16 protein-coding genes are annotated in these 13152 nt (G+C 34.1%); 6 read left to right on the forward strand and 10 right to left on the reverse strand.

From position 1 onward, the window contains the following. Nucleotides 1-237 precede the first annotated feature (237 nt). The 5 genes from H8B04_RS02170 to H8B04_RS02190 form a co-directional block, all read right to left on the reverse strand. Nucleotides 238-1053 carry a TonB family protein gene (locus H8B04_RS02170; protein WP_190301294.1) on the reverse strand — a complete coding sequence of 272 codons (816 nt, stop codon included), beginning with the start codon at nt 1051-1053 and terminating at the stop codon, nt 238-240. 179 nt (nt 1054-1232) lie between these two features. Then, nucleotides 1233-1640, reverse strand: coding sequence for an NUDIX hydrolase (locus H8B04_RS02175; protein ID WP_190301295.1), 408 nt, complete (start codon nt 1638-1640; stop codon nt 1233-1235). Nucleotides 1641-1656: 16 nt separating this feature from the next. Beyond that, entirely contained in the window at nt 1657-2376 is a 720-nt protein-coding gene (locus tag H8B04_RS02180; RefSeq protein WP_190301296.1) for a ThuA domain-containing protein, read from the reverse strand. 9 nt (nt 2377-2385) lie between these two features. Next, complete coding sequence (gene aroB, locus H8B04_RS02185; protein ID WP_190301297.1) at nt 2386-3465, reverse strand: 3-dehydroquinate synthase; 1080 nt, start codon at nt 3463-3465, stop codon at nt 2386-2388. Between the two features lie 48 nt (nt 3466-3513). Then, entirely contained in the window at nt 3514-3720 is a 207-nt protein-coding gene (locus H8B04_RS02190) for an RNA-binding S4 domain-containing protein (protein ID WP_190301298.1), read from the reverse strand. A 104-nt stretch (nt 3721-3824) separates the two neighbouring features. On the opposite strand from H8B04_RS02190, the gene H8B04_RS02195 reads away from it, so the two are divergent. Continuing rightward, a complete protein-coding gene (locus H8B04_RS02195; protein WP_190301299.1) occupies nt 3825-5015 on the forward strand; it encodes a proline dehydrogenase family protein in 1191 nt (396 codons plus the stop codon). Between the two features lie 58 nt (nt 5016-5073). Next, on the forward strand, nt 5074-5679 hold the full coding sequence (locus H8B04_RS02200; RefSeq protein WP_190301300.1) for an HAD family hydrolase: 606 nt from the start codon (nt 5074-5076) through the stop codon (nt 5677-5679). A 13-nt stretch (nt 5680-5692) separates the two neighbouring features. Here the strand turns inward: H8B04_RS02200 and H8B04_RS02205 are convergent, their stop codons facing one another. Further along, nucleotides 5693-7030, reverse strand: coding sequence for a hypothetical protein (locus tag H8B04_RS02205; RefSeq protein WP_190301301.1), 1338 nt, complete (start codon nt 7028-7030; stop codon nt 5693-5695). A 12-nt stretch (nt 7031-7042) separates the two neighbouring features. Further along, complete coding sequence (locus H8B04_RS02210) at nt 7043-7657, reverse strand: RNA polymerase sigma factor (protein ID WP_190301302.1); 615 nt, start codon at nt 7655-7657, stop codon at nt 7043-7045. Between the two features lie 196 nt (nt 7658-7853). Here H8B04_RS02210 and H8B04_RS02215 point away from each other — a divergent pair, with 196 nt between their 5' ends. The 4 genes from H8B04_RS02215 to H8B04_RS02230 all read left to right on the forward strand — a co-directional run bounded on the left by H8B04_RS02215 (nt 7854) and on the right by H8B04_RS02230 (nt 10179). Further along, a complete protein-coding gene (locus H8B04_RS02215) occupies nt 7854-8705 on the forward strand; it encodes a universal stress protein (protein ID WP_190301303.1) in 852 nt (283 codons plus the stop codon). Between the two features lie 8 nt (nt 8706-8713). Beyond that, complete coding sequence (locus H8B04_RS02220) at nt 8714-8959, forward strand: hypothetical protein (RefSeq protein WP_190301304.1); 246 nt, start codon at nt 8714-8716, stop codon at nt 8957-8959. Nucleotides 8960-8965: 6 nt separating this feature from the next. After that, entirely contained in the window at nt 8966-9319 is a 354-nt protein-coding gene (locus tag H8B04_RS02225) for a helix-turn-helix domain-containing protein (protein ID WP_190301305.1), read from the forward strand. Between the two features lie 104 nt (nt 9320-9423). Next, nucleotides 9424-10179, forward strand: a complete 756-nt coding sequence (locus tag H8B04_RS02230) for an SDR family oxidoreductase (RefSeq protein WP_190301306.1) — start codon at nt 9424-9426, stop codon at nt 10177-10179. Nucleotides 10180-10526: 347 nt separating this feature from the next. Here H8B04_RS02230 and H8B04_RS02235 read toward each other — a convergent pair whose 3' ends face one another. From H8B04_RS02235 to mqnE, 3 genes are read right to left on the reverse strand one after another with little or no spacing between them, the layout of a single operon-like run. Beyond that, complete coding sequence (locus H8B04_RS02235; protein WP_190301307.1) at nt 10527-11273, reverse strand: menaquinone biosynthetic enzyme MqnA/MqnD family protein; 747 nt, start codon at nt 11271-11273, stop codon at nt 10527-10529. Next, nucleotides 11261-11893: a histidine phosphatase family protein gene (locus H8B04_RS02240; protein ID WP_190301308.1), complete on the reverse strand. Its 633-nt coding sequence runs from the start codon at nt 11891-11893 to the stop codon at nt 11261-11263. The genes H8B04_RS02235 and H8B04_RS02240 overlap by 13 nt, the downstream gene beginning before the upstream one ends. A 13-nt stretch (nt 11894-11906) precedes the next feature. Beyond that, on the reverse strand, nt 11907-13100 hold the full coding sequence (gene mqnE, locus H8B04_RS02245; protein WP_190301309.1) for an aminofutalosine synthase MqnE: 1194 nt from the start codon (nt 13098-13100) through the stop codon (nt 11907-11909). Between the last annotated feature and the right edge of the window lie 52 nt (nt 13101-13152).

Here is a 13152-nt window from a genome sequence, read left to right on the forward strand (position 1 = left end):
CAAAATTGGGCAATTTAAACTATTCTAAAAGTAATATAGAGGGTATAATTTGACTTTAAAACAGAAAACTTATCTAGAAGCTAGATAAGGAGGTATATTATATGTCTAAAATTTTTATTTAGGACACCTGTGGTTGATTTTAATAAATTTCACTAACTAATGTAGAAAATATTCTACAATTTGAACTACAAAGAAATTTAAGTTCATATTTGGAAAATAAGATTTGAGTTTTTAAAATTATTTATTTTGAATTTCCAACTTGGCATTTATTTTAGATGCTTTTATATAAGAAGCGTCCATATAAAAATTTTTATGTTGATGAGATTTTAAAGCTTGTTTCCAAGTGTTTAAATCAACTTCTTGGTCATTGATATATAGGTTAAAGATGCTGGAGTCAATATTATTTAGCTTTGATATAATTTCTTCGGAATACATTCGATTACCTTCATTCTCTTTTATAATAATCGTGGGTTGTTTAGTGTCATTTCCTAATAAGGCTTGGGATTGTTTAAGATCCAAAATCATGATTTGATCCAAATAAATTCCATCTGCTATATACCAAATTTTATTTGTAGGAAGAATCTTACCTTCATGAATAACTTTTGCTTGTCTCAAATTAGCATTAGTAGCAATAGGAGCTTTAAAAGTTACCGTTAGCTTACATTTCATATTAGTAGTTATACCATCTCTCATCCCAGGATTCCACATTCCAGCTTCTCTCAGAATTTTAAAAGCCTCTTTCGTATATGATCTATCGGAACTGTAGACAACTTGCGCATCTTTTACTAGTCCAGCAGATGTTACGTTAAAACTAAGCGTTACTTTTCCTTCTTTTTTACCATATAAAAAAGGCTTTAGTGGAAATCGTTTACTTTCGTAAGCATATTCCGAAAAATTTGATTTCGAAAAATCACGATGTGAAGGTTCAATGATTTGAGAAATGTGTTTAGTAGAAGTCGATGCTTGTGCATGAGAATAATGGAAATGAGCACAAATTAAACTACAGCATAGTAATCCCAGCCTAAATTTCACTAAATGTTTAGCTAATAACATATATGGTAATAATTCTTGGTAGATATATAGCTACAAAAATGGTTATATTTTTTTCTTAGCCTAATACCTAAATATAGGTATTTTTAATTCTTGTTTTATGTTATCCAATAAAAAAACATCACATTCTTACTATTATGAGAATGTGATGCTTATCAAGATTTATTAAAGTATATGTAAATTTATAATTTCAACCAGATTGGTAAAGCAAATTCTTCCAGCAAATGTGCCAATTGCATTTCTTTATATTCTTCTTTCTTAACAAATCTTACTTCAGCAAGTTCTGCATGTGCGATTGGAAGCGATTCTAATGCTGTTTGCAATAAAAATATATTTCCTTGTACTATGGTGTTTTCTTCATTAACAGCCTCCGTTTCGTGCTGCCCCAAATACTTGAAGTCTGTTTCTTTAAACTCCAAATTAAGCTCCTCTTTTATTTCACGAAGTAAGGTCTGAATATAAGTCTCATTATGCTCTACCTTCCCTCCTGGCAACATATAAAATTTTGATTTGTGTTTACGTACTACTAATAATTCTTTATTCGCATTTAAAAGTAAAGCAGAAGCTATAATAATTTTTTTTGTAGACATTACAATAAGTCTGTGGTTATTTAATTTTCAAAGCGTATTTGATTCCGCCTATTATATGTTTTTGAAATAATTCAGAATCGTAGGATTCATTTGTATGGCCTAAACCGGTATAAAAAGCCCTTCCTCCATCATACTCCTGAAACCAAGCAATCGGATGGAATTTCCCCATTTTTCCACCTTTATAAGACGATTCATCCAAAGCCATTAATATATGAAGACCAGGTTTAACATCCTTGAAATCATACCATTCGTCGCGATGAATCCAGGTTTTTGGAAGATGTTTTGTAGAAATATGTTTTCGATTTTCCACCTGAATATGGGCTTCTTGAACAGCTGGGTGACTTACAAAATAGCCTCCAACTAATGCGCCATACCATGGCCAATTGTATTCTGTATCAGACGCTGCATGAATGCCAACATAGCCTTTGCCTGATTGAATAAAACGTTGAAAATTCTGTTTTTGTGTTTCATCCAGAACATCACCAGTCGTATTCAAAAAGATAACCGCATCATATTTTTTCAAACTGTCAGCATGAAAATGCACAGCGTCTTCAGTATGCAGATAATTAATGTTATTATCCGCTAATAACTTGGACACGGTTTTAACTCCTTTTGGAATACTTTCATGTCTAAAACCCGTGGTCTTTGAAAAGATTAATACAGATTTGCTCTTTTGAGCGGAAGCAAATGTCATAGTTGCCATCATAATTAGCACTAATGAATACAGTTTTCTCATTTTTATGGTTTATAATTTATAATATAATTGGGCTGCCTCAATATAATAATCTAGAGCAGATTTAATATCTTGTTCGTCTATATATACGTTATAAGTACAGTCACCTATTTCTTTTAATAAAGCAAAACCAATCTTATTGTCTTCATTCTTTTTATCATTTTTCATCAGTTCTAAGAATGAATCATAAAACTCTGCTGAATAAACGTATTGTGGATATTTAGAAAGAAATGTATTCGTTATATCATTTAATGATTCTTCCGATAAGCCTGTGAATTTATAAGACATCCAAGCCTCACAGATCATTCCAATAGCAATTGCTTCACCATGCAATAAGGGATTTGCATCGTTGTACAAAGAGTAACCTTCAATGGCATGACCAATAGTATGACCGAAGTTCAAAATCTTACGTAAACCTTTTTCTGTAGGATCCTGTGTGATTACATTATTCTTGATCTGAACAGATTTATAGATCAAATCTGCTGGTACATTATTTATATCAACAGATTTGCAAGTTTCATACAAATCTTTATCTTGAATCAATCCATGTTTAATGATTTCTGCAAAACCTGCAACTAACTGCCTTTCATCTAATGTCTTTAAGAATTCCGTACTTATAAATACAGCTTGGGGTTGGGTAAATGTTCCGATGATATTTTTAACGTTATCTAAATCTATTCCCGTCTTACCTCCAACAGAAGCATCAACTTGAGACAATAACGTAGTTGGGATTTGAATAAAATCGATACCTCTTTTGAATGTTGAAGCAGCAAACCCGCCCATATCAGTTACCACGCCGCCTCCAAGATTAATCATCAGAGCTTTGCGATCAGCGCCAAAATCCAACATTGTTTTCCATACTCCAATACAGAAATCAATATTTTTGTTTTCCTCTCCAGGATCGACTTCTATAATATCATAATGGATTAAATCAGGAATAGCATTTTGTAATACAGGTAAGCAATTATCATTGGTATTTCTGTCTACCAAAACCAAAATTTGCGAGTATCCGCGTGCTTCAATAAATGGTAAAAGTGATTCTAAATTTTCTTCGAAATATACGTTGTATCCTAAACTTTGGATTGGTTGCATGATCTTATTTTATGAGTTGATATTATACGGGTTAAAGATAGAAAAATATTAGATGATTTGGACTCTCATACCTTCAAATTCAACGATATCACCTTTGCGCACTTTTAATCTTTTACGATAATCTACTTCACCGTTGTATTTCACTAAACCTTCATCCACCATACGCTGAGCCATCCCGCCGTGCTCTACCCAATTCAAAGCTTTGAGCAATTGAATCATGGGAATAAATTCTCCTTCTAAATTGAATGTTTGCATAAACAAAAATACACCAAAAATATACCAATTCTATCCATATCGACTTAAAAAGTTCAAAATATATTAATTATAGTCTACTTTTGTTTGTATAAGAATTATAGAAGATGGCCTTGCAAAATACCTTATTGAATTTTGAAAATACAGAGATAGCATTTAAAAATAAAAGTGATAAAGACCTTGAAAGAGCATACTGGCTTTTTAAGATGGTCGCTTCCAATACACTCATCAAAATCGGAACACCTATCACTAATTTTTCCTTAAATATTGGTCTTCCTATTCAGGGAATTATTAGAAATACAATCTATAAACAATTTTGTGGTGGCGAAACGATTCAAGGCTGTGCTCCTGCTATTGCCGAACTAGGCAAAGGTAATGTCACGACTATTTTGGATTATTCTGTTGAAGGCGAAGAATCAGAAGAAAGTTTTGATGCGTGTTGTCAAGAAGTATTAGAAAGCGTGGCTTACGCTAAGACAAATAAATTAATTTCTTTCTGTGTATTTAAACCAACAGGTGTAGGGAGATTCGATTTATTAGCTAAAATTGATGCTAAAGAAACATTATCTGATGCGGAAAAAGCTGAATTTACAAAATTGTTAAAACGTTGTGATGCGATTTGTAAAGCTTGCTATGAAGCTGGAATTCCTGTTCTGGTAGATGCTGAACATTCTTGGATACAAGATACCATTGATGACATCGCAAGAGAATTAATGGAACGCTACAACAAAGAAAGACCTATAGTATATAACACGTATCAATTATACAGACACGATAAATTAGCTTCGCTAAAAGTGGATTTGGCATATGCTAAACAACAAGGTTTCTATTTAGGGGCTAAAATCGTACGCGGAGCTTATATGGAAATCGAGCGCGAGAGAGCTGCTGAAATGGGCTACCCTTCTCCTATTCAACCGAACAAACAATCGGCTGATATAGATTACAATGAAGCTATCTTATTCTGTCTGGAAAATATTGACCGTATAGGTTTTATGGCTGGCACCCATAATGATCAAAGCAGTATGCTATTGGCTACAGAAATGGACAAACGAGGTATTCCGCACAATCATCCGCACGTCTTCTTTGCACAATTGTTAGGTATGTCTGATAATTTATCTTTCAATCTAGGTGCAGCGGGATACAATGTGGCGAAATATATGCCATATGGTCCTGTAAAAGCTGTTATGCCTTATTTATTCCGAAGAGCCCAAGAAAACACTTCAGCTGCAGGACAAACTGGTAGAGAATTGAGCTTAATCATAAAGGAAAAACAACGACGTAAATTGTTAAAAAAATAAAATAATGGCTGTATATTTACAGCCATTATTTGTTTACAGCTATTACCTAAACTATTAAATGAGTATACAAGAAAAATTCCATAAACTACAAACTATTGCTGAACCTTATGAAGCTTTATTATTTGATGTAGATGGAACATTAGCAGACAATATACATGCACACAAAGCCGCTTATGTTGCGGTTTCAAAAGAATATGGTGTAGACCTAGATCCTGATTTAATTGATGAAACAGCGGGCTGGCCTACCGTAGCAGTTGCACGTGAGGTGTGCAAAAGATATAATGTGGAATTTGACGTGGAAGCCTATTCGAAACGTAAATCTCAGATTTTTATAGAAGAATTTATTCAACAAACAGAACCCGTAGAATACGTACGACAAGTTCTTTTTGAAAATGTTGGTAAAAAGAAAATTGGAATAGTATCAGGAGGAAGTCGTTCTACTCTAAACATTACTTTGCAGGTTATCGATGTCACGGGTAAATATGAAGCGATGGTATGTGCGGGTGATACCAAAAATGGTAAACCTTCACCAGAACCGTTTCTTCTGTGCGCTGAACAATTAGGTGTAGATCCGAAAAAATGCTTAGTTTTTGAAGATGGCGATCCAGGTGTCCAAGGTGCTATTGCTGCAGGTATGGGCTGGGTTCGTATTGATCAAATTTAATTGTTTATCTCTGCTAAAAAGTTGTAATAATCTTTATACCGCTATTGGTATAATCTAAATCGGATTTACGGAATTGTCCTAATGGTACTTTCACAAACGGTTCGAGTGATAAAGACATTTTATTGTTGATATTCACTTTTTTACCTATTGAAAAATTAGCAAAACCATTAAATCCATTTGGATTTACATTGTCTTGAACTGATTTTACCGTCTTCACTTCTGCTTTATTCAAACTTTGAGCAGCGCCTGGTATAAGTGAAGCTTTATCTTGAAGAGATATTATACCCGCATTTTCAATATATTGTGCTTCTCGTTGTTGATTAATAATAGCAGAATATGACACTCCTGCAGAAGAATAAAAGCCTTTATTGAAAGTATACGTAATATCTAACGGAATCTCTAAAGCTTCAACTTTTCCCATTACCGCGTTGACATTCGGCAAGATCATTTGTTGTTTGCTTGCATACGCATTCTCCGTAATGAGAGAGTTGTTTGGAGCACTTTCCATATTAATCATCTCCGCATTTGACATTTCCATTGGATCTTTCATCACGCCAACAGAATATGAATTATAAGATGTTCCAGTACGTAAACTTATTTTATTTGTTAATGCATAAGAAACTAAGAAGCCTGCACCTACATCAAATTTATCCGAAGTACGGTGAGGAGATACATATAAACCTAGTTGGAATTTATCCCCCAATGACATTTTGCTTGATGGCTTTAAGTTATCTCCATCTGAATTGAAGCCTAGATTTGCCGTCTGATGAGCCATGGCAGACACAGATGGATTCACAATTGTGGTAGATGGCGTTTGTTCAATAAACGGTTTATAAGGTAATACTTCTGTTGTGATAGTCTTCAATTGAGCTATTGAATTTTCATTCACGTCATTAGCTAATAAATCAGATTCATTTATTCCCTCTATAGTAGAAATGTGGGTTAGTTTGGCTTCTGTTGAATTATTTGAATTTGGTATGGATGTAAGAAGATTATTATCTAAGTGTGCAGACGCCTCAGCTAATCGTATTTCGAACTCATTTTGATTTTGTACATCTTCTCTAGGATCCGAATTTACATCCAAGCTATTCGAAGAAGCTATTTGTGTTTCAATCGAAGGATTCGAAGAAGTATTTTGCGTTTGATACAAATACAAAGAAACACCCAATACCATAATACCTGCGGCCGCTATAGAGGCAAGCCTTCTAAAAGGCAGAACCTTGACACCTGAAGCATTCGTAACATTCCCTTGCTGCGCCGCAAATCTTTCCCATGCTCCCTCACGATAAGGAAGTTCTTGAGAAGCTTTCAATTTAGCCTTAATATCTTCTATTAAATCTTTATTATTCATTATATGTAGATATTAACCAACTTTTATTTTGTTCAACATTTCAAATTGTTCTTGATACAACATTCTCAATCTTGCCTTTGCACGAGTGAGATAAGTTCTACATGTACTATCAGGAATGTTCAATTGCTTACTGATTTCATCGTGTGAATAACCTTCAATCTCATACAGATTAAAAATCATCCGTTGAATTTCAGGTAATTTATTCAGTAACTTCAGAATATCATTAACCTCCAAATTACTTGAGATAGCGACGCTATTATTTTCTATTTCTAGTTCATTGATATCATCAATATCTAATGTAACTTTTTGTGCACGAAGTTTATCGATAGATGTATTCACAGTAATCCGCGCTATCCAACCTTTAAAAGATTTCTCTAAGGCATTCTCATCTTCTAAAATTTCGAAATTAGATAACTTTCTGAAAATTTTAACGAAGCTCTCATTGACGATATCTTCAGCTTCCATTTCATTTTTGACATAGCGCAAAGACACAGCCATCATATATCCGTAGAAACGTTTATACAAAAATGATTGACTGCGTTCGGTTTTGTGTGCGAGACAATCCTCCAGAGCTGACTTCAAGGTCAGTGGACTATTTCTTTTGAAATATCTGGAAACTATACTCACTCTTGTATATGAACTTGGTCTATTTTCTAGTTCTAAAGTTAAAGAATTATTATTGATAACCACGAATCTATGTCATTATGTGGGTATAACGGTTAAAAAATTGAATATGCTACATCTTATTTAAAAATAAATTTTTAAAGTTTTGGGAGTTGATTTGAAGGCAATAAATGCTTAAATTTAATAGAAAGGAAGAGTTATGAAAAACATACTATTGCCTACAGATTATTCTGAACATGCAAACAATGCTTTCTTTTATGCATTGAACCTCGCCAATAAATTTGGAGTAAAACTTTATGTTTTATTTTCCTATATACCCCCTGTATTATCTTCTGTACACGCTGGCCAACCCGATATGCTGAGCACCGTATACCAAGAAATAGAAAAGTCACGGTATGAATATGGACAACGAAAAAACAAAGAATTATTTCAGCTCGCTGCCAACGAAAACATTCATACGGATAATGTACACTTTATATTTGAGCACGGAACAGTGTTGGGTAGTGTAAAAAAAGTTATTTCCGAGACTGAAATAAGTCTTATTGTAATGGGAGTTCACGGCGTTTCGGGATTCAATGGTGAATTTATGGGAAGCAATACCACTACAGTAATTCGTAATGTTACATTACCAGTTTTAGTTATACCATTACAAGCTAAATACAATCCTATTCGGAAAATTGGATTTACAACTTTATTTAAAGAAAAAGACTTACCTGCATTGACACAAATTGTAGAAATAAGTTCTTTAGTTAATGCTAAAGTTTATTGTGTAAACGTACAAAATGATTCTAATCATCCTTCTGATGTATTATTGAATGCTGAAAATTGGAACAAAATCTTTGAAGACAAAGAATTGGATTTTGTTTTCCTGGAAAAGGAAAATACAGTGGAGGAAACCATAACTCGGTTTATTTTGAATAACGATATTGATGTATTAGCCATAGTTCGTCGTAACCGAAACTTTTTCGATAGATTAATAAGTACCAGCTTATCTACAAAACTTACTTTTCACGCAGAAATACCTATATTCGTTTTTCATGAAGCGAAATAGGTAGAGATATGAATATTCAGATTATACAAGATAAACTGAAAGCACTAAAGCTTTTGGACAACAACATCACCAAATACACGCTCCTCATAGATGAAAAAATGATTGAGCAAGGTGCTTTATTTTTCATACCACTCGGTAATAAAGAAATCAAAGCGGTGATTCCTGCTCCTACACACAAAGATTTCTTGATGGATGAGGATAAAATAACCTATAAGAATTTGTTGGCACATAAAGATATTATTATTCTAAAATAGTTATTAATGTCAACATCAATTTCTAAATTATTAGTAAATCGATATTTAGATTTTTTGGATGAGCATATTCAAAATGTAGTTAACCATGTGGAAGAAGATTTTTTAGAAATTAATCAAATAGCCGATAGACTATACATTTCTCACACTCATTTGACAAATACAGTACAAAAAGAAACTGGACATCATCCCTGTCATTTCTATGATTTAAAAATAATTGAAGTGGCTAAATCTCTTCTTTCAGACCAGTCCAACACCATCGCAGGTGTGGCTAGAAAGCTAACTTATGATCCTTCCAATTTCTCCAAAATTTTCAAGAAATTTACAGGGTTAACTCCCGGCCAATTCAGAAGTCAATTTTAGATAACCTAAAATTACTATAAACTTTAAAATCCTAAAAGTTCACCATATTTCTTTTCTTTTAGAGCGTCATATTTGTCATAATATTTATCAAATTATAAAAGATTATGGCAAGAAATGCTTTAAAAGGAAAAGTAGTATTAATAGCTGGTGGTGCTAAAAATTTAGGAGGTTTATTAAGTCGAAATTTAGCAGCAAAAGGAGCTAAAATTGCAATACACTACAATAGCGATTCTAGTAAAGTGGATGCCGAACAAACTTTAGCTGACATTCAAGCTAGTGGTGGTGAAGCGTTCTTGTTCCAAGCTGATTTAACTAAAGTAGTGAACATCACCAAAATTTTTGCTGAGACGAAAGCGAAATTTGGTGGTATTGATATCGCAATTAATACGGTAGGTATGGTGTTGAAAAAGCCTTTTTTAGATACAACTGAGGCAGAGTATGACACAATGTTTGATATTAACTCTAAGGTAGCGTACTTCTTCATTCAAGAAGCAGGTAAAAATCTAAATGATAACGGTAAAATCTGTACCATAGTTACTTCACTATTAGCAGCTTATACTGGATTATACTCTATTTATGCCGGAGCAAAAGCTCCAGTAGAGCATTTTACCCGAATGGCATCAAAAGAGTTTGGGGAAAGAGGAATTTCAGTTACGGGCGTAGCTCCGGGACCAATGGATACGCCCTTCTTTTATGGACAAGAATCAGATGAGGCAGTAGCTTACCATAAATCAGCATCGGCTTTGGGTGGATTGACTGACATTAAAGACATTGCTCCTTTAGTAGAATTCTTAGTAACAGATGGTTGGTGGATCACTGGACAGACAATCTTCGCAAACGGAGGATATACGACGAGATAGCGTGTAACAAATTTTAGTTTAGCGTAAATTTATTTATTATTTTTACACTAAACTATTATTGCCAATTATTCTAATGATACTTAAATTAATAAATTCCGCTTTGATACTCGTTGCTGTATTTCTCGGAATAAAACATGGCTGGAACATGTTGATGGCAAAACCAGAAATGTTAAGCATGTTTGAAAAATGGAATTTTAGCAAAAACGCTGTGATCATAAATGGAGCCATTACGCTTTTGTCAATGGGGAACGTTTCGTGTGTTCTTCAAATTTACAGTAAATAGCGAAGGTAAAATTTCTAGATTAGATATTGGTCAAGCGAAATAAGATACAAGAAGATTTTAAAGGTTATACACCTTTAAAATCTATTTCTTCTAAGCCTTTATATAATTCCAAATATTTAGAAATTGCTTCTCTTTTGTCATCATCCAAATTGAAATCCAAATAAGCCGTAAGATATTCTTCATAGTCAAAGTTTGGATATACTTTTAAGCCAGGAATTACATCCTTAGGATGAGAAACTCCATCTTTTAATGCGGCATTAAAATCATGAACAAAGTCTTCGGAAAGCTTTTTGTTCGAAACCCAAACCGCATATGCAAAAGGTAATCCCGTAAATTGTTTCCAAATTTCACCTAAATCATACACATAAGGAACAGTTTCCTTTTGTCCAAACGTACGGTCTCCTATTAAAACATAGGCATCAGCCTCACCTTCCATGGTCACTGAGACTTCTCGCTTCCAATAATGTTTTAAAAGAATCCTTGCTAAACCATTAGACGTTCTTGACTGATAGTCTAATCGTAAGCTTTCAATTTCTTCAATAGGCTTACAAGAAAAGATAAATACAGAATCCACTGGACCGTCAGATCCTATACAAAAATCTGTTACAATGTGATATTCTGACATTCTGGATAATGCAGCAACCGGAATAATCCCTAAGTCAGCTTCGTGATGTATTACTTTTCTAGCACATTCTGCAGGAACATCTACACTTAAATCAATTTGTTCTAAAAGCTTTTGAGAAGCTTTTATTCCTTGTAAGAACGGTAAAGTATTGGTATAACTTACCGCTGAAACTTTTATTTTTCCCATTCCAACCCCTCTAAATGCGCTGTATTATAGTGATCTATGATTTTAAATTTTTTATTCTCGTATTCTAGTACATACAAAGAAGTATTAGTATGAGGAAAATCGTCCATCATCGTCACTGGCGTATCCGTCAAATGACATAACATGATGCGCAACGCTCTTCCATGCATACAAACCAATACCGTTCTTTCCTCCTTTTTACTCAACATATAATCAACGGCTTCCTTTTGACGTTTCACCAATTGATTTGGTGATTCGCCGTTTTCAATATGAACATCCAAATCATTATTTCGCCAAGAGCTCACAAGCTGCTCAAAACCTTTCATGATTGTTTCATCTTGCACCTGCCCTTCATATATTCCCCAGCTTATCTCATCCAAACCAGCCAACTGTTCCTTAGGAATGCCTAATTCCAATTCAAAACGTTCGATAGTTTGATGTGTACGAACTAATGTAGAAGTATATATTTTATCAAAAGGAATGTGTTTGTAAGCATTAAAAAAAGCATCCGCCTGCTTTCTGCCATTCTCATTTAAAGAAGTATTAACTCCTCTTCCCTGAACAATCCCTTTGAGGTTAAGATCTGTCTGCCCGTGTCTTATAAAGTAAAAAGTCTTCTTCACTAGAATAGTTTGTTTAGTTTACGACAGGCAAAGCGTAATATTTCTTTGACTTGTCTTCTTCAAAAACAACATCCTTATAATCCGTAACCACATTATACAAGGTGTCACGTTCAATAGGATGTCTTCCTACATTTTTAATTAATTCAACCAATTCTTGTGTACTCATTGCGGGAGTTTGTTCTTCTGCACCAGCCATCGAATAAATCTTAGTAGTATCATCCAATGTACCGTCAATATCATCCACTCCATACGCTAAAGACAATTGTGCGGTATCGCGCGATATCATCGCCCAATACGCTTTAATATGGGGGAAGTTATCCATGTAGATACGAGCTACAGCATAATTTCTTAAATCTTCTATAACTGTAACCTCAGGCACATGTGCCATTTGATTGTCTTTATTTCTGAATTTTAATGGAATAAAAGTTTGAAAACCTCCTGTTTTGTCCTGTAATTGACGCAAACGTTCCATATGATCTACACGATGCCAATATTGCTCAATATGGCCATAAAGCATGGTTGCATTGGTATGCATACCCAATTTGTGCGCTTGCTCATGAATATCCAACCATTGTTCCGCAGTACATTTATCATGTGCTATCTGCTCACGGATTTCGGGATGAAATATCTCTGCACCACCGCCTGGCATAGAATCCAAACCACATTCTTTCAAATATTTCAAACCATCATAATGCGAAAGTTTAGCTTTTTTGAAAATGTAATAATATTCGACAGGTGTTAATCCTTTGATATGTAAATCAGAGCGGTGTTCCTTGCAACGCTTGAAAAATTCTGCATAGAACTCCAAGTTTTGCTTAGGTACTACACCTCCCGTGATATGAACTTCCGTTACAGGTTCATTATCATACTTCTTAACCACATCCAACATCGCGTCTACATCCATTTCCCATCCTTCTTCACGTTGCTTAATCATTCGCGAATACGAACAGAATTTACAATCGTATACACATACGTTAGTAGGTTCGATATGAAAATTGCGGTTAAAATATGTATAGTCGCCGTGCTTTTTCTCACGTATATAGTTAGCGAGAACACCTAGGTAATTCAGGTCTCCCTTTTCGTATAAAATTACGCCTTCGTCAAATGTGATACGCTCTTCTGCTAGTACCTTCTCAGCTATCCTTTTCAAATCAACATCCAAATTCGGATTATTTATTAAAAAGGTTAGCTTTTTCTCAGCATTCATATATTACTCCCTTCTTACTCAAATATATTAAAAACAATACAATTTTATTGCC

The sequence above is a fragment of the Sphingobacterium litopenaei genome, from assembly GCF_014692495.1.
GTDB lineage: Bacteria > Bacteroidota > Bacteroidia > Sphingobacteriales > Sphingobacteriaceae > Sphingobacterium > Sphingobacterium litopenaei.

Excerpts from the sequence above, each read along its gene's own strand:
- H8B04_RS02205 (WP_190301301.1), bottom strand. The coding sequence starts at position 7,030 with ATGAATAATAAAGATTTAATAGAAGATATTAAGGCTAAATTGAAAGCT.
- H8B04_RS02220 (WP_190301304.1), top strand. The coding sequence starts at position 8,714 with ATGAATATTCAGATTATACAAGATAAACTGAAAGCACTAAAGCTTTTG.
- H8B04_RS02230 (WP_190301306.1), top strand. The coding sequence starts at position 9,424 with ATGGCAAGAAATGCTTTAAAAGGAAAAGTAGTATTAATAGCTGGTGGT.
- H8B04_RS02180 (WP_190301296.1), bottom strand. The coding sequence starts at position 2,376 with ATGAGAAAACTGTATTCATTAGTGCTAATTATGATGGCAACTATGACA.
- H8B04_RS02175 (WP_190301295.1), bottom strand. The coding sequence starts at position 1,640 with ATGTCTACAAAAAAAATTATTATAGCTTCTGCTTTACTTTTAAATGCG.
- aroB (WP_190301297.1), bottom strand. The coding sequence starts at position 3,465 with ATGCAACCAATCCAAAGTTTAGGATACAACGTATATTTCGAAGAAAAT.
- H8B04_RS02235 (WP_190301307.1), bottom strand. The coding sequence starts at position 11,273 with ATGGGAAAAATAAAAGTTTCAGCGGTAAGTTATACCAATACTTTACCG.
- H8B04_RS02170 (WP_190301294.1), bottom strand. The coding sequence starts at position 1,053 with ATGTTATTAGCTAAACATTTAGTGAAATTTAGGCTGGGATTACTATGC.
- H8B04_RS02190 (WP_190301298.1), bottom strand. The coding sequence starts at position 3,720 with ATGCAAACATTCAATTTAGAAGGAGAATTTATTCCCATGATTCAATTG.
- H8B04_RS02225 (WP_190301305.1), top strand. The coding sequence starts at position 8,966 with ATGTCAACATCAATTTCTAAATTATTAGTAAATCGATATTTAGATTTT.
- mqnE (WP_190301309.1), bottom strand. The coding sequence starts at position 13,100 with ATGAATGCTGAGAAAAAGCTAACCTTTTTAATAAATAATCCGAATTTG.
- H8B04_RS02215 (WP_190301303.1), top strand. The coding sequence starts at position 7,854 with ATGAAAAACATACTATTGCCTACAGATTATTCTGAACATGCAAACAAT.
- H8B04_RS02195 (WP_190301299.1), top strand. The coding sequence starts at position 3,825 with ATGGCCTTGCAAAATACCTTATTGAATTTTGAAAATACAGAGATAGCA.
- H8B04_RS02200 (WP_190301300.1), top strand. The coding sequence starts at position 5,074 with ATGAGTATACAAGAAAAATTCCATAAACTACAAACTATTGCTGAACCT.